The sequence below is a fragment of the Candidatus Thermoplasmatota archaeon genome (genome assembly GCA_018814355.1).
In the GTDB taxonomy this organism is placed as follows: Archaea; Thermoplasmatota; Thermoplasmata; order UBA10834; family UBA10834; genus COMBO-56-21.
This window is the reverse complement of the sequence record JAHIZT010000108.1, coordinates 1-15,264: the sequence shown is the minus strand read 5'-3', so window position 1 is coordinate 15,264 and position 15,264 is coordinate 1. Positions and strand designations below refer to the sequence as shown.

Sequence of the window (15,264 nt, the reverse complement as noted above, 5' to 3'; positions counted from 1 at the left end):
GAAAGTCATCGGTGGCACGATCAACAGGAACGGAATTCTGCGTATTGAGGCCATGGGAATGGGGGAGCACAGTGCCATGTCCCAGATTATCAGGTTGGTCAGGGAAGCGCAATCGTCCAAAGCCCCTATCCAGAGAGTCGCAGACAAAGTGCTTTCGTACTTCATTCCGGCGGTGTTCCTCATCTCGCTGCTCACGTTTCTCCTTTGGTTCTTCGCCCTCGAGGGATCGCTGAGCTTCTCCCTCACAGCTGCAATAACCGTCTTGGTGATAGCATGTCCATGTGCGTTGGGGATTGCCGTCCCAACCGTTATCCTTGTTGCCACCGGAAAAGGCGCAGAGATGGGCATACTGTTCAAGAACGGGGAGGCCGTCGAGACGGCGGGTAAGATTTCCGTCATCGCATTCGACAAGACGGGCACCTTGACCAAGGGTGAGCCTTCCGTCACTGACATCGTGGCTAGTGACGCTTCAAACACGCAGGAGGTGTTGGAGGTGGCCATGATGGCCGAGTGCTCGTCGGATCATCCCATTGCCAAGGCTGTCATGAGAGCCTCTAACGATGCCCATGTTCACGCGCCTGCCTGCATATCCTTCCGTGCGGTCCCAGGCTTCGGCGTCGAGGGGAAGCATGATGGCAGGAAGATAATCGTGGGAAACGACCGACTGATGGGCCTGAGCGGATTGTCCGTCCCGAACCATCTTCAGGACAAGGCCGACGCGTTGGAGCGACAAGGCAAGACGCTTGTGGCGGTGGCGGTCGATAATGAAGTCATCGGCCTCCTGGCATTGGCTGACACGATCAAAGCGGATTCTGTGGCGGCCGTCACTGACTTGAAAGCGATGGGAGTGGCAACGACGATGATTACTGGCGACAACGAGAGGACCGCCAATTCCGTTGCCAGCCAGGTAGGGATACAGCGCGTGATGCATGGCGTCACCCCTCCAAAGAAGGCGTTGGCGATCAAGTCGCTCAAGCAGGACGGATCCGTCGTGGCCATGGTTGGCGACGGCATAAACGATGCGCCCGCACTTGCTGAGTCGGATGTCGGAATTGCGATAGGTTCAGGCACGGACGTAGCGATTGAGACGGGAGACATCGTCCTGATCAAGGGTAACCTGAAAGATGTTGTACGAGCCATTGATCTGAGCAAAAAGGCGATGTCAAAGATCAGGCAGAATCTGGCGTTTTCTTTCCTTTACAACAGCATCGGAATTGCGGCGGCAGCCGGAGTCCTGTTCCCCTTGACGCACTCATTGGTGCTGACACCTGTGCTGGCCGCCGTGGCGGAAGTCATCAGTGATTTCGTCGTCATCGGCAACGCTCTCCTTCTGAGGAGATACACACCAACGTGAGAAGTGATTGAGAGAGAACATGTCCTGCGTACAATCCCTTGCTCTGCTGCTTCTTATACTGGAAGAAATCTCAACTGAGAATTCGCTACGTGATATGAAGATTATGGCTCTTAATTTTAGTTGAAGGTAGATTCCGGGCTGAAATCCGGGCCCTCGCACTTTTCAATTCAACTAGTGCTTTTCTCAATTCATCGTCCGAATGATTTCCTCCTTTGATCTGTGAGACGTAAGGGAGGCGAGTTGATGTCACGAACTCTCAAGTTGGCGAATTTTCTCTCTTCTCCGAGAGGCTGAAAAGCTTCTGGCCTGTTGATCCTTTCGGAAATGATGTCCATCTTCGTCAAATGAATGAGAACCAGATCAGAAAGCCATTCTGGAAAGGACAAGGCCGAGGCAGATCAACAGACCTGTGACTAGATGCACCTGTATCGTCTTGGCCTGGGCAGGCACGATTTCACCAACGCGCGCGTACTTCGAGGAGACTATTCTCGTTGCGCCAGCTGCCACTATTGCGGGAATCAATGCAATCAGCGCCCAGACAGGATAGATCCCGATTGTCCAGAGGATGACAATCGATACGAACGCCATGCCCATAAGGATTGCGTACCAGACCGACGCTCTTGCCAATCCAACGCGCACGACCCAATGGTTCTTCCTTGCGTATCTGTCAGCCTCCATATCAGGGAACTCGTTGATGAAGAGCACAAGCGCGATCAGCAATCCTATCGGAATGCCGCCTAAGAACGCTGAGAGGGCCAGAGTCCCGGTCTGAATGAGATAGGAACCCGCGACGATCAGCGGCCCGAAGCCGAAGCCGATCGCGATCTCTCCGATGCCGCGGGCCGCGAGGTTCACCTTCGGGGATGTGTAGCAATATCCTAGAAAGACGCCGATAACCCCCAAAACTAGGATCAGACTGGATACCAGATAGGCGAGGACAAGGCCAATCATGCCGCCCAATGCGAAGAGGACGATTGCTCCCCGGTAGACCTGCTTCGGAGCGAGGGTTCCGTCAATCAGGAACGGGCTGCCTCCATTGAATGGACTCTTGTTCTTGTTTACGACGTCGCTCCCATTCCGGTAATCGAAGTAGTCGTTCACGACGTTGGTGCCTGCGTGGATGAGAACAACGCCGAGCGTGGCCAAGAGGAAAAGGGACAGGTCAAAAATCCCTGTGTCGTACCATGCAAGGGCTGCGCCGATAGCCGTCGGCACGATGGCGGCCGTGAAGAAGGGGGCCCTAACTTCTCTGATCCATATTCGGAGTCTCGTCGAGACGAATGACATGATATCCCTTCCCGCGATGTTCTGCAATGTGAAAGTGAATAATAGACTTTTGTTCTTCCGCGGAGTTCCTTCGGTCCTGAAGACCGTCTTCATTCGCTTGGGAATTCCCCGATACCGCGGTGCATGTTGCTCAGAGGGCGCTCGGCTCGTACAGACACGACGGATCCTCTCCTGCCCAATCACCCGTGTAGAACAAGGCCCTCTTCCTGCATCCCCTGCACACATCGATGTAGTCGCACCTGCCACACTTCCCCTTCAACCTTGAGGAAACCTCCCTTAGCTCTATCAGTTGTTGGGACGGGTTTCCGGTCCAGATGTCAGTGAAGCTCCTCTGGCGGACGTTGCCGACGACTATTTCCGGGACGAAGTGACACGGCATGACGTTCCCTCGGAAATCGATATTCGCGATCTTGGTGCCTATCGTGCATCCGCTCCCGATGCTCAGCAGCTTCCTCGCATCAGGATAGGCCTCCGGGTTCTCCCGCTTGAGACGCTCGAGTATGTAGACGCCGTCCATCGGGGAGTCCGTAGTCAGTATCTCGATCTCCTGGTTCCTCAGCTCTATTGCCTTTTCGTAGAGGAAGGAGAGGACCCATTCCCTTTCTTCCTTGCTCAGGTCCTTCGCTGCGATTGAAGCACCCCTACCAGTAGGCACGAGGTGATAGACACAGAACCTGCTGACTCCCTCGCGCAAGGCAAGGTCCAAGAGGTCAGGCAGCTCTCGGTAGTTGTCCTTCGTGATGGTTATCCTGAATCCCGTTCTAATTCCGGCCTCCTTCGCGTTCCTCACGCCAGCAAGGGCCTTCTCCCAAGAGCCATTGACGCCGCGGAACTTGTCGTGGATCTTGGGGCTGGCTGCGTCGAGGCTCACGCCGACGTATCTCACACCGAGCCTGGCTAGTTCCCTCGCGTTCTCGGGCGTTATCAGGGTGCCATTGGTGCTGATCACGCTCTTGAGGCCGGCGTCCTTCACGAAGCCAAGTATCTCAAAGAAGTCCTTCCTGATCAGAGGCTCCCCGCCACTGAAGATTATTAGTGGGACCCCGCACTCGGCGAGGTCGGCAACGGTCCTGCGGAAGTCCGCGAGCGACATCTCATCCTCTCCCCCCGCCTCTGCATCGATGTAGCAGTGCTCGCACTTCAGGTTGCATCTCCTGGTCACGTTCCAAACCACGACGGGCCGCAGCTCACCCGAGAACCTGATCATGTCGTCCGGCACATCCTTTCCACACATGCCACGTGCACGAAGCGCGTCATAGACCGTTCCCTTGTTCCCAAGGACCTTCGAGAATATGATCATGTCTTGCTCACCACTTCATCCAATAGCGCTTCGATTGTCTGCTCCTCAGGGACTATGCCCACGTCGATCCCGTAGCTCTCCAGCGCCCTCACCGTGGGCCTGCCGATCGCCGCAACCTTCGCGCCGTTCATCCGCGCGATGACCTCGTCAGCCAATCCCAGGGAGCGCGCGATTTCCAAGAAGTTGTTCACCATCATCGTGCTGGTGAAACAGAACACGTCGATATCTCCGCGAGCGGCCCTCTTCACAAGTCTCTTCGCAGATTCGACGTCACCGGGCATCTTTATGGTGTAGACCGGCACATCGTCGACGAGTGCTCCTAGCCCGACGAGGCCTGAGACGAGCTGATCGGAGCCATGGGTGCTCCTGAGGATCACTATTCTCATCCCCTTGACGCCGAGCTCTGCGAAGAGTTCCACAAGTCCCTCGGAGCTGTAAGTCCTCGGCACATGGTCGACCCGCACTCCTAGGGATTCGAGCGAGCGCTTTGTCTTTGCCCCTATGGCGGCCACCTTCGTGCAAGCCAGTCTCTTCAGGAACTCACCCCTGCCGATGGAACCCTCTACCAGCTTCAGAGCGTGCGAGACACCGTTCGAGCTCGTGAACACAATGCAATCGATGCATTCGCTCTGTAGATCATGGAGAACCCTTTCGAACCTTGTGTCAACCAATGGCTCGAGCGCCATCATCGGCGCGCTGAGCACGGACAAGCCTCTCTCTTCGGCCAAGCGAACCGACTCCGCTAGGGATGATTCGGGTCTCATCAGGGCAATCGTGGTCAAGGTATGCCTCCTAGGCGTTCCCTCAGCCGCACGACATCGCCTATCACGATTATCGCGGGGGCTTTCGCCCCAGCTTCCCGAGCCTTTCGGTGGATGGTCTTGAGATCACCGACTGTGACCACCTGATCGGAGCACGTGCCCTTCTCTATGATCGCCACTGGCGTGTTTCCAGGCTTGCCTTCGCTCATCAACCTGGCTGCAATGCGCCCGAGGTTCTTCATTCCCATCAGCACCACGATGGTTGAGTCGAGGCGTGCTATGCCGGCCCAGTCGACCGGCCCACCTTTCTTGGTAGGAGAATCGTGACCGGTGACTATGGTGACGGCCGACGCGAAATCCCTGTGCGTGACCGGGATTCCGGCAGCTGCTGGCACTGCCAAGGCAGAGGTCACGCCAGGCACGACCTCGACCTTCACTCCCTTTGCTATGAGGAACTCCGCCTCTTCACCGCCTCTCCCGAACAGATACGGGTCACCACCCTTCAGCCTCGCGACCGTCTGGCCAGCCAGTGCGCGCTTCGCCATCAGCTCGTTGATCTCGTCTTGTTGCAGCTTGTGGTGTGACCCGCACTTGCCTGCGTCTATGCGTTCGACCCCTGGCGGGACCATATCCAAGATACCCTTCCCGACAAGGTGGTCGTAGACCACAACATCCACATTCTTCAGCACCTCGACGGCGCGAATCGTCGCAAGCCCAGGGTGCCCAGGGCCGGAACCGACAAGGTACACCTTACCAATCGAGTGCCGCTCTTGCCGCTTCCTTGACAAGGTCTCCACCTCCTAGCCTGCGAAGCTCAGCTGCGAACTTTCTTGTGCCGTCTGCCATCGCCCTCCGGGGAAATGACGCATCATGAAGCAAAGTCTTTTTTCCATCAATAGAGAGAATCATCGCCTTTACTGTGACCTTATCGGAGATGCATTTGGCATATATCCCCACAGGGGCCGTGCATCCCCCTCCGAGCAGGCGCATCACAATGCGCTCAGTCTCCGTGGCAAGCCTCGTTGGTCGGTGATCAAGACATTTGACAAGCGATGCTGCGTCGGAACCCGTTCTCGCCACGACTGCAATCGCTCCCTGGGCGGGCGCGGGTACGAAATCCTTGATAGGGAGCAGGAACCCCCTCGGAGCCATGCAGAGCCTGTCGAGGCCCGCCTTGGCAACCATCGCTCCATCGAGGTCACCGGTCGACACTTTGTTCACCCGCGTGGGGACGTTGCCCCTGAGCGGGACCGCGATGAGGTCTCCCCTTCTCCTCAGCAGCTGCGCCCTGCGCCTCAAGCTGGAAGTCCCGACTCTCGCTCCGGAAGGCAGCTTGCTGAGGGGGACCCTGCAGACCAGGAAATCCCTTGGGTCGCCCCGCGGCAGGATGGCAGCCACCTCAATTCCCCCCCTGAGCTTCGTAGGGACATCCTTGAGGCTGTGGACGGCAAAATCGAGTTTGTCATCGAGCAGAAGGTCGTCGATCTCCCTCACGAAGGCCCCGATGCCTCCCAACTCGCTTATCGGCCTCCGGCGGAAAACGTCCCCTGCGGTTCTCACCTTCCGGACTGTCACTTGGATCCCTGGACGCAGCCGTTTGAGCGCGCCAATCACAACCCGCGTCTGGGCCTCAGCAAGCAGACTGCCCCTTGTTCCGCAGATCATCTCCGCAATCCTCTGAGGGTTCTCTCGTATGCGGCAAGGGTGAACTCTATGTCAGCGTCGCTGTGGGCCATGGACAGGAAGTTCGTCTCGAATTGGCTCGGCGGAGTGTAGACCCCTTCGTCCAACAGCCCTCTAAACATCTTCATGAAGCTCGTTGTGTCCGAGGCGCGGGCATCATTCCAGTTGAGGATGTTTGCATCTGTGAAGAATACCTGGAACATCGAGCCAATGCCGGAAACCTGGTGTGGCAAGGATGTTCTTGAGAACACATCCTCGAGCCCCTTCCGGAGTTTCCACGACCTCCTGTTGAGCGGACCATAGCCTCTCTTCTCTATCGCTCTTATCGTTTCGAGGCCTGCGGTGGTACTCACTGGGTTGCCGCTGAAGGTTCCTGCCTGGTATACTCCGCCCAGCGGGGAGATGTTGCTCATTATGTCTCTCCTGCCAGCGAACACGCCAATCGGGTATCCGCCCCCGACGATCTTACCCATCGTGAATAGGTCCGGCCTCACGCCGAACATCTCCTGGGCTCCACCGAGACCGAGTCGGAACCCGGTTATCACCTCGTCGAAGATCAGAAGCACGTCTGCGGCACGAGTGATCTCCCTGACTTCCTTAAGGTAGCCCTCCTTCGGAAGGATTGGCCCGACGTTGCCCAGCACGGGTTCCAGGATCATGGCGGCCACATCTCCATCCGCCTCACGAATCGCTTTGCGGAGCGCCTGAGCATCATTGAACGGAACCAGGACCGTGTGTTTGGCTAAGTCGTCGAGGACCCCCAGGGAGTTCGGCATGCTGTGGGTCAATGCCCCAGACCCTGCCTTCACGAGCATAGCATCGTGGGCGCCATGGTAGGCACCCTCTACCTTCACAATCTTCTTTCTCCGGGTGTACCCTCTCGCAAGTCTGATCGCGTGCATGGTGGCTTCGGTGCCGGTGCTCACGAACCTGAGCATCTCACCTGCGGGATAGTGCTTCCTTATCTTCTCAGCAAGCAGGACTTCCAGCTCTGTGGGCGCGCCGAAGACACTCCCCTTGGATATGACCGCCTTGACAGCGCTAACCACAGGTGGTGGAGCATGTCCCAGTATGAGCGGCCCAAAGGCCATGCAGTAGTCGACGTACTCGTTCCCGTCAACGTCCCACATCTTCGAGCCTTTGCCGCCCCTGATGAATCTTGGAAAAGGCTCGTAGGCCCTGACGGGGCTCGATACCCCAGCTGGCATGAGCTCTTTGGCCCTCTCGTGCAGCCTTTCCGACTTCGTCAATCACTTCCCCCCGGTCTCCTTCTCCTAATCCTTGCGAAGTCAAGAGCGGCGTAGGAGATTATGATGTCCGCCCCTGCGCGCTTGATTGCCAGCAGAGCCTCGGCCAGCGTCGAATCGTAATCGAGCCAACCGTTTGCCGAGACCGCCTTCAGCATGGAGTACTCGCCGCTCACGCTGTACGCGGCCAGAGGGACAGGAAAGGCTCTCCTGGCCTCCCTGATGATATCAAGATAGGGGAGTGCCGGCTTGACCATGACAATGTCCGCCCCTTCGTGTATGTCGAGTTCGATCTCCCTCATAGCCTCGCGAAGATTCCCGCTGTCCATCTGGTGGGATTTTCTGTCTCCGAAAGCAGGTGCTGAGCATGCAGCGTCCCTGAAAGGACCATAGAAGGAGGAGGCGAACTTCGCGCTGTATGACATTATGGGTGTGTGATCATGCCCAGCAGCGTCGAGAGCCCTCCTTATCGCGGAGACCATCCCGTCCATCATACCGCTGGGGGCAATCATGTCCGTCCCCGCTTCAGCCTGAGAGACGGCCGTCTTGCCGTAGAGCTCGAGGGTCTTGTCATTGTCCACCCGACCCTTTGTGACGACCCCGCAGTGCCCATGACTTGTGTACTCGCACAGGCACAGGTCCGCGATGAGTATCAGGTCAGTTCGCTCCTTGAGCCTCCGGATAGCTCTCTGGACTATGCCGTTTTCGGCGTACGCCCCTCTTCCCATCGGGTCCTTCCTCTTTGGAATTCCGAATAACATGATGGCGGGCACGCCCAAGGCCTCGGCTTTCTCGGCTTCAGCGACGAGGCTTCGCAAGGAGTGACGACTTATTCCAGGCATCGACGGGATCGGTTGGGGTGACGAGATCGACTCGTCAACGAACATCGGATACACGAGGTCCTTTGTCGACACTTCGGTCTCCCTGACGAGGTCTCTGAGGGCTTGGACGCCTCTGATCCTCCTCAGCCTCGTTTTCGGAAACATCTCACTCGCCTTCTAGCTTGAAGAGCCTTTCGGCCGCAGAAATGAGTTGTTTCTCACCGTTCTTGGACGCCTCTCTGAGAGCGTTTGTCGGCTCTGCTAGAATCTTCTTTGTAAAGGACACGAGCATATCGTTCATTACCTTCTTCTGATGCTCGTCGATGCCGTTCATCTTGTTAATGGCCTTGGCAAGCTCCGAGTCTCGTATCTCAGCCACCCTCGTGTGGAGGAGGCGGATCGTATCTTCCGAGTCCCTTCTTTCCTCGAATCGTGATATGATGAATCTGAGCTCCCTCTCAATTATCTTCTCGGCCCTCTCCACCTCTTTCATCCTTCTCTGGGCGTTCCTTTCTGCGACTTCCTTGAGCCCGTCCATGTCGTGCAGCCGCACGTTGGGCAACTCGACCACGTCTTCGCTGATATTCCTCGGGTTGCTTATGTCTATGAACAACAGCGGTTTGGTAGGTCCCCCTGGACCGAAGGCAAGGATGAGGTCCTCCTTGCTAAGAATGACATGAGGAGCGGCCGTCCCACAGATTACGACATCGCTGATGCGGAGGAACTCGTGTAGCCTGTCGAAATGAACCGCCTCTCCACCGAGCCGCGCGGCAAGCTGGACGGCGTCGTCATAAGTCCTGTTCGCGACGAATATCGTTTTCACATTGTGCCTTGCGAGGGACAACGCGACAAGCTGTGATATCTCTCCGGCTCCGACAACGAGGATGGTTCGGTTCTGCAGTGACTCGAGCAGGCCGTTGGCCAGCTCCACAGCTGCTGAGCCAATCGAGACGCTGCCCCTGCTGACGCCCGTCTCCGATCTGACCTTCTTGCCGATGCTTATGGCCTTCCGGAACACCTCGCCCAGAGTCTTATCAATGGTCCCGACCTCGAGCCCGAAACTGTAAGCGTCCTTGACCTGAGACAGTATCTGCTCCTCCCCGACAATCATGCTTTCGAGCCCGCTGGCGACTCTGGCCAGGTGCCTGACCGAATCCACGGAGAACAGGAACTGGATATGGTTCGGGTCCGAACCTTCCACAGAGGACATGATCATGTTCTCCATGCTTGCTTTGGCCCTCTGGGCGTCCTCCGTCGCGACGTATACCTCGACCCTGTTGCATGTCTTCAGGAGGGCGCACTCTTGCACGGAATCGAGAGACTTGATTGCGTTCAGCAAGGACTTTGCCTCCTTGGCAGCGTAGAGCTCCAGCTTCTTTATGTCGACCCATTTGTGGGTTATGTGCGCGCTGACCACTTCTATCAATTCCGCTCACCTAGATACCTTTTGGCAGCGAGCCCTCGCGCCCTTCTCATGTTTCCCGCTTCCAGGGCTTTCCAGATGTCTGGGTCATCGAGAATCTTATGTATTACCTTGCGCCGGGACGACTGGGTGCGCTCCGAGCTCTTAAGCCTCGATCGTACCTCTGCCTGAAGGGCTGCCATCCTTCCCCATTCGGGTCCGATGATCTTCTCAATCCTCAGACGGGCCATTCTCGAAAGCCCAGGGCTATCCCCCTTTGTGCTGATGCCTATCGTCAGGGGGCCTCTTGTTATGATTGATGGAAGATACACCTCAGATTCCAGATTGTCGACCGAGTTGCACATGATCGCCTTCTGCTCGCATGCGCGCGATATGCGGGAATTCGTGTCAGGATCGTCTGTTGCGGCTATCACGATGAATGCTCCGTCGAGCACCCGGAGGTCGTTGATCGAGCTGACTTTGAGCTTGTCTACAGGAAGTGAATCAAAGCCCTTGGCGAACTCCTTGCTCAACACTCGCACTCGTGCTCCGGCTCTGCAAAAGATCTTCGCTTTTCTCAGTCCCACGTTGCCGCCACCACAAATCACGACGGGCTTGTCCTTGAAGTCTATGATGAGTGGGACCATCGACTGCCTCAGAGCCTCACCCCCACCTTCTTGAACTCCTTCACAGTCCTTAGAACTACCCTGTCAGCACCCGACGTGAGTTCGTCCCCTTTGGCGAGGAATGATTCGAGCTCCTCCTCGCTTCGGACGTGTACCATTGTGAAGAGGTTGTGTTTCCACTTCTCAGGGTCTCTCGCTCTCTCATAGCAGTGACTTATCATTGGCATCTCGGCAAAGGCATGCCCGATTGAATCAACCTTCTCTTCTCCCACGTCCCAGGCAACCATGGCGTTAACCACAAGTCCGAGCGCGCCATGGTGCACAACAGCTCCGAACGACCTGAGAGTCCCATCTGAGAGCATGGCCTTCAGCTTGCCGATCATCGTAGCCTCCTCGGTTCCTGCCCTTCTTGCGGCAGCGTCGAAAGGTCTCGGCACGATTTCTATGCCGTCCTCCACTGCCTTGAGGATCGGTGGTTCAGCCGAGTCCTGTCCTCCACCTGTGTCCAATGCGCCAGATGGCGCTCGAAGCTTGTAGAACTTAACGGCCGGGAGCTCAATCCAGTCATTTGGGCGTGAGTCGGAGATGATGGATCGCAGTTCGGAATTCAGACTCGTTCGCTCAGGGGCGCTGAGCGTGAACCACATGTTGAATTCGTGGTCCCTCAGGTAGCTGTGGGTCACTCTTCTGTGTTCCCCCACAATTCCCGCGGCCCTTTCGATATCGTTTGGGTCCACCTTCATACCCACAAGCGTGCTGACCCTGTTTCGGAGAGCATGCTCTCCGACCATGTACCCGATGCGTCTCACTATTCCTTTCCGAATCAGGTCGTTGGTCCGGCTCAAGACCTCGTCTTCCCGTAGCCCGAGCCTTCTTCCAAGCTCCTCGAAAGGCCTCTCAACGAGGGGGAACCTCAGCCACAGTTCGTTCAACAGACGCGAGTCGATGTTGGCGGGGTTTCCCTCAAGCATCGCATTCCCTCCGCGGGACATAAACGCACCAAGGATCTGGTGAGAGCGGGTTGCCTGTCAGGGCATAGGCGCGCGCTCTGCAACCACCGCACACGTCGTTGAACCCGCACACGCCACACTTGCCCTGCAACTTCGAGTAGTCTCTGAGTTCTTGGAACAGGGAAGCATTGTGCCAAATCCTAGCGAAGCTCTCCTTCCGGACATTCCCCACCTCGATGGGCAGATAGGGGCAGGGATACACGCCGCCCTCGGGGCTCACTCTGCAGTACGATATGCCTGCTAGGCATCCTCTCGTGTACCTCTTGACGGCGTCGCTCCCGCTCTGCTTCGCGATGCGCATATACATAGGAGCGCAGGTCGGTTTGATGCGTATGCCTATCTCCTTCTCCAGCGGAAGAAGCTGCTTCAGCATGGTCTCGTAGGATGACGGGCTTATGTCCCTTAGGGATGCCCCTCTCCCCGTCGGGACCAAGAAGAACAAGTGAAATTCTTCAGCACCAATCTGTTTTGCGGACTTGATCATCTCCGGGATTCGATCGACGTTTTCCCTCAGGACGGTCGCATTCACCTGGAACTGCAGGCCCGCTCTTCTGCAAGCCGCAGCGCCCTCGACAGCGGCTTCGAATGCCCCTTCTACTCTCCTCAGAGAGTCGTGTACCAGAGCATCGCAGCCGTCGAGTGATATTGCCACCCTTGCCACGCCTGCGGATATCAAATCTCTCGCCGTCTTGTCGGTTATCAGCGTGCCGTTCGTCCCCATGACCACTCGCAGTCCTCGGGAGCTCGCAAAACTGGCCAGCTCGAAGATGTCCTCCCTCATCAGCGGTTCGCCACCGCTCAGGACAAGTACGCACTTGGAGACCTGTGAGATCCCGTCGATGAGCCGCTTGCCCTCGTCGGTGGTGAGCTCGTCCGAGCCCCGCCGGTCCTTGGCGTCCATGTAACAATGGGCGCATTTGAGATTGCATCTGTTGGTCGTATTCCATGAGAGAATTCTCGGTTCGAAGCTCTTCTTCAGTTGTTTTCTCCCCCCTGGTCTAAACGACGTTAAGCTGGAGTCTGGCGAGCTAATGCCCATATGGATATTAACCCTTTTCCAGAGGGATGGACCCACAGATCTGGTACTGATGAGTCGACCATCCAGCTTAGATCACTACCATATTCCGAGCTGAAATCCAGGTTCGCTCTAGTCTCTCTTCTTTGCCGGTAGTTATATGTGGCAGCATTAATCACCGGTAGATTCCGGGCTATAATCCGGGCCCTCGCACTTTCTCTGAAGAGACTGGTAGCGGCAAAGAGGAGGCGAGTCGGTGCCCTGTCTATCCTGATCGAAGTTCGGAAGACGTCTCATCATGCACTGCGGTATTTGCATCGCTTGTAGAGTTGGCTGAGGAGATGTGAGGACTACTCTTTGACTACCCTCTGGCCCGTAACCATGTAGATCACCCTCTCCGAAATGTTGCAAGCATGGTCCGCGATCCGTTCGAGATATCTAGCCACGAGTGTGTAGTTGATTCCCAGGCCGATCTTCTTGGAATCCTCCATCATATATGTGATGACCTCCCTGAAGATCTCGTCGTACAGTGAATCTACCTTGTCCTCCAGTTCGAATACCTCTTTCGTCGGCGAGGTGTCTCTCTTCAGAAATGCATCCACGGACCGATCGACCATCCGTTCCGCCATTTCAGCCATGTGCGGAATGCTCACGAGCGGTTTGAAGTGTGCCATGGCCTGCGCGTGGATGGTGACCTCCGCGATGTCCCTGGCATATCGGCCTATCCTGTCGAAGTCAGTGATCACTTTCAGGTATGTTCCTATCGTTCGTAGGTCCTTGGCAACAGGCGACTGGAGGGCAATGACCTCCAGACAACGCTTCTCAATCTCGATGTTGAGGAGGTACATCTCCTCGTCTATCTTCTTCACCTTCTCGGCGAGGTCAAGGTCAAGCTTCTCAAACGACCTCACTGCCAACTCAATCGCTTCGCTCGTCCTTGTGGCCATCTTCTCCATGAGCCGATTCAGCTCCGTGAGTTCAGTTTCGTAGGCTTTCCTCGGTGACATTCTATCCGAACCTCCCCGTGATGTACTTCTCTGTGAGTTCCTTGTCTGGGTTCTCGAAGATCTTCTTCGTGACGCCGAACTCAATCAACTCTCCCATATACATGAATGCTGTGAAATCCGCAACTCGTGCGGCCTGCTGCATGTTGTGCGTGACTATGACTATTGTGTACTTGTCCTTCAGATCGAAGAGAAGATCCTCAATCTTCGCAGTGGCGATGGGGTCCAGAGCGGAACAGGGTTCGTCGAGGAGCAGTGCCTCGGGCTGGACCGCCAGTGCCCTCGCTATGCAGAGCCTCTGCTGTTGCCCGCCCGAGATGCTTACTCCGGATGCGTCTAGTTGGTGTTTCACCTCATCCCACAGGGCGGCGAGCTTGAGGCTCCTCTCGACCGTCGCGTCAAGCCTCTTCCAGTCCTTCTCTCCATTCAGCCTCAGGCCTGCGACAACATTGTCGTAGATGGACATGGTCGGAAACGGATTTGGTTTCTGGAACACCATTCCGACCTTGGTTCTCACTAGCACCGGATCCATTTGACTGCTGTAGATGTCCCTGCCGTCCAATAGCACTTCCCCCGTGACCCGTGCTCCGCGCACGACTTCGTGCATCCTGTTCATGCATCTTATAAGGGTGGACTTCCCGCAGCCAGATGGCCCTATGATCGCCGTTATCGCGTTCTTCGGTATTCGGATGTCAATCCCTTTCACGGCATGGACATCCCCGAAGTATGCATTCAATCCCTTCGTGACAATCTTGTCATCCATCTCATTCTCACCGCCTTTGATTTCTTTGTCTTCTGTCTCATGAACAACCTAACCCCGATGTTCAGCGTTAGCACAATAATGATTAGCACAAGGGCAGCCCCCCATGCCTGCTGGAGGAGCACCTCCGAAGGCGAATTGTAGTTTCGGAATATCGTCAGAGGCAGCGAAGCTATGGGTTCGGTCGGGGAGAACGACCAGTAGCTGCTGTAGAAAGCTGTGAGGAGAAGAGGGGCCGTCTCACCGGCGATCCGGGCTATCGCGAGCAGTGCCCCTGTCACTATGCCTGCCCTTCCGCTCACGAGCATCACCTTGAGGACCGTCCTCCACCTGGCCACTCCCAGTGCAAGTGCTCCTTCTCTCAATGAATTGGGGACCATCCTGAGAGCCTCTTCGGTCGTGTTGGCCACAATCGGTATCATTATGATCGAGAGAGCGACGGATCCGGCGATCAGGGAGAAGCCAACATTGAGATAAGCCACCACCAATGCGTATGCAAGCAGGCCCACGACAATCGATGGGAAATTAGCAAGGACGTCGTTGAAGAACCTCACAGTAGATCCGAACTTGTTGTTGCCGTACTCAGAAACGTAGATGCCCGTAAGAATGCCGACCGGCAGGCCTATCATGCTTGCGTAGAAGACGAGGAGAAGAGTGCCGACTATCGCGTTGCCTATCCCCTCGCCCGGCTCACCAGTCCCTACTGTCCTGTTAGTCAGGAACTCCCAGCTCAGAGCCGGCGCCCCCTTCATCACAACGCCAGCAAGGATGTAGACCAGGGGAATCAAGGCAAGGATGACACACGCAAGGGCGAGTCCAGAGGCGAGTGTGTTCTTCAGCTTGCGATACTCGTATGTGTTCAAAGCCCACCACCTGTTGCTGGGACTCTGCTCATGAATCTTCCGACCATTATCCTCGCGAAGGCATTCACCAAGAGCGCAATGACGAAGAGAACGAGCCCGATCTCGATCAACGCGGACAACTGCAGTCCTTG

15 protein-coding genes are annotated in these 15,264 nt (G+C 56.3%); 1 reads left to right on the top strand and 14 read right to left on the bottom strand.

Annotation, left to right across the window (positions count from 1 at the left end; genetic code table 11):
- On the top strand, positions 1 to 1,354 hold a 1,354-nt coding region (locus tag KJ653_07860), incomplete at its 5' end, for a heavy metal translocating P-type ATPase (GenBank protein MBU0685743.1).
- 360 nt (positions 1,355 to 1,714) lie between these two features.
- Here the strand turns inward: KJ653_07860 and menA are convergent.
- The 14 genes from menA to pstA all read right to left on the bottom strand — a co-directional run bounded on the left by menA (position 1,715) and on the right by pstA (position 15,133).
- Positions 1,715 to 2,641: a 1,4-dihydroxy-2-naphthoate octaprenyltransferase gene (gene menA / locus KJ653_07855; GenBank protein ID MBU0685742.1), complete on the bottom strand. Its 927-nt coding sequence runs from the start codon at positions 2,639 to 2,641 to the stop codon at positions 1,715 to 1,717.
- A gap of 130 nt (positions 2,642 to 2,771) precedes the next feature.
- On the bottom strand, positions 2,772 to 3,941 hold the full coding sequence (locus KJ653_07850) for a radical SAM protein (GenBank protein MBU0685741.1): 1,170 nt from the start codon (positions 3,939 to 3,941) through the stop codon (positions 2,772 to 2,774).
- The gene (locus tag KJ653_07845; GenBank protein MBU0685740.1) at positions 3,938 to 4,723 is read right to left on the bottom strand and encodes a uroporphyrinogen-III synthase; all 786 of its coding nucleotides are present in this window, start codon (positions 4,721 to 4,723) and stop codon (positions 3,938 to 3,940) included. The genes KJ653_07850 and KJ653_07845 overlap by 4 nt, the downstream gene beginning before the upstream one ends.
- Complete coding sequence (gene cobA / locus KJ653_07840) at positions 4,720 to 5,490, bottom strand: uroporphyrinogen-III C-methyltransferase (GenBank protein ID MBU0685739.1); 771 nt, start codon at positions 5,488 to 5,490, stop codon at positions 4,720 to 4,722. The genes KJ653_07845 and cobA overlap by 4 nt, the downstream gene beginning before the upstream one ends.
- Positions 5,453 to 6,367 carry a hydroxymethylbilane synthase gene (hemC, locus tag KJ653_07835; protein MBU0685738.1) on the bottom strand — a complete coding sequence of 305 codons (915 nt, stop codon included), beginning with the start codon at positions 6,365 to 6,367 and terminating at the stop codon, positions 5,453 to 5,455. The genes cobA and hemC overlap by 38 nt, the downstream gene beginning before the upstream one ends.
- Positions 6,364 to 7,635, bottom strand: coding sequence for a glutamate-1-semialdehyde 2,1-aminomutase (hemL, locus tag KJ653_07830; GenBank protein MBU0685737.1), 1,272 nt, complete (start codon positions 7,633 to 7,635; stop codon positions 6,364 to 6,366). Before hemL ends, hemC begins: the two co-directional genes overlap by 4 nt.
- Positions 7,632 to 8,618 (bottom strand): porphobilinogen synthase, encoded by a 987-nt coding sequence (gene hemB / locus KJ653_07825; GenBank protein ID MBU0685736.1) that lies wholly within the window; start codon positions 8,616 to 8,618, stop codon positions 7,632 to 7,634. Before hemB ends, hemL begins: the two co-directional genes overlap by 4 nt.
- A 1-nt stretch (position 8,619) precedes the next feature.
- Positions 8,620 to 9,879, bottom strand: a complete 1,260-nt coding sequence (gene hemA / locus KJ653_07820; protein ID MBU0685735.1) for a glutamyl-tRNA reductase — start codon at positions 9,877 to 9,879, stop codon at positions 8,620 to 8,622.
- Entirely contained in the window at positions 9,876 to 10,502 is a 627-nt protein-coding gene (locus KJ653_07815) for a bifunctional precorrin-2 dehydrogenase/sirohydrochlorin ferrochelatase (GenBank protein ID MBU0685734.1), read from the bottom strand. The genes hemA and KJ653_07815 overlap by 4 nt, the downstream gene beginning before the upstream one ends.
- A gap of 8 nt (positions 10,503 to 10,510) precedes the next feature.
- The gene (locus tag KJ653_07810) at positions 10,511 to 11,452 is read right to left on the bottom strand and encodes a hypothetical protein (GenBank protein MBU0685733.1); all 942 of its coding nucleotides are present in this window, start codon (positions 11,450 to 11,452) and stop codon (positions 10,511 to 10,513) included.
- On the bottom strand, positions 11,445 to 12,530 hold the full coding sequence (locus tag KJ653_07805) for a radical SAM protein (GenBank protein ID MBU0685732.1): 1,086 nt from the start codon (positions 12,528 to 12,530) through the stop codon (positions 11,445 to 11,447). Before KJ653_07805 ends, KJ653_07810 begins: the two co-directional genes overlap by 8 nt.
- A gap of 326 nt (positions 12,531 to 12,856) precedes the next feature.
- A complete protein-coding gene (gene phoU / locus KJ653_07800; protein MBU0685731.1) occupies positions 12,857 to 13,513 on the bottom strand; it encodes a phosphate signaling complex protein PhoU in 657 nt (218 codons plus the stop codon).
- A 1-nt stretch (position 13,514) separates the two neighbouring features.
- Entirely contained in the window at positions 13,515 to 14,273 is a 759-nt protein-coding gene (gene pstB / locus KJ653_07795; GenBank protein MBU0685730.1) for a phosphate ABC transporter ATP-binding protein, read from the bottom strand.
- On the bottom strand, positions 14,243 to 15,133 hold the full coding sequence (gene pstA, locus KJ653_07790; protein ID MBU0685729.1) for a phosphate ABC transporter permease PstA: 891 nt from the start codon (positions 15,131 to 15,133) through the stop codon (positions 14,243 to 14,245). The genes pstB and pstA overlap by 31 nt, the downstream gene beginning before the upstream one ends.
- Between the last annotated feature and the right edge of the window lie 131 nt (positions 15,134 to 15,264).

What these genes read in the sequence shown, in the direction of transcription:
- hemC (MBU0685738.1), bottom strand. Translation starts at nt 6,367, where the DNA reads ATGATCTGCGGAACAAGGGGCAGTCTGCTTGCTGAGGCCCAGACGCGG.
- KJ653_07815 (MBU0685734.1), bottom strand. Translation starts at nt 10,502, where the DNA reads ATGGTCCCACTCATCATAGACTTCAAGGACAAGCCCGTCGTGATTTGT.
- pstB (MBU0685730.1), bottom strand. Translation starts at nt 14,273, where the DNA reads ATGGATGACAAGATTGTCACGAAGGGATTGAATGCATACTTCGGGGAT.
- hemB (MBU0685736.1), bottom strand. Translation starts at nt 8,618, where the DNA reads ATGTTTCCGAAAACGAGGCTGAGGAGGATCAGAGGCGTCCAAGCCCTC.
- KJ653_07805 (MBU0685732.1), bottom strand. Translation starts at nt 12,530, where the DNA reads ATGGGCATTAGCTCGCCAGACTCCAGCTTAACGTCGTTTAGACCAGGG.
- menA (MBU0685742.1), bottom strand. Translation starts at nt 2,641, where the DNA reads ATGTCATTCGTCTCGACGAGACTCCGAATATGGATCAGAGAAGTTAGG.
- KJ653_07810 (MBU0685733.1), bottom strand. Translation starts at nt 11,452, where the DNA reads ATGCTTGAGGGAAACCCCGCCAACATCGACTCGCGTCTGTTGAACGAA.
- phoU (MBU0685731.1), bottom strand. Translation starts at nt 13,513, where the DNA reads ATGTCACCGAGGAAAGCCTACGAAACTGAACTCACGGAGCTGAATCGG.
- KJ653_07850 (MBU0685741.1), bottom strand. Translation starts at nt 3,941, where the DNA reads ATGATCATATTCTCGAAGGTCCTTGGGAACAAGGGAACGGTCTATGAC.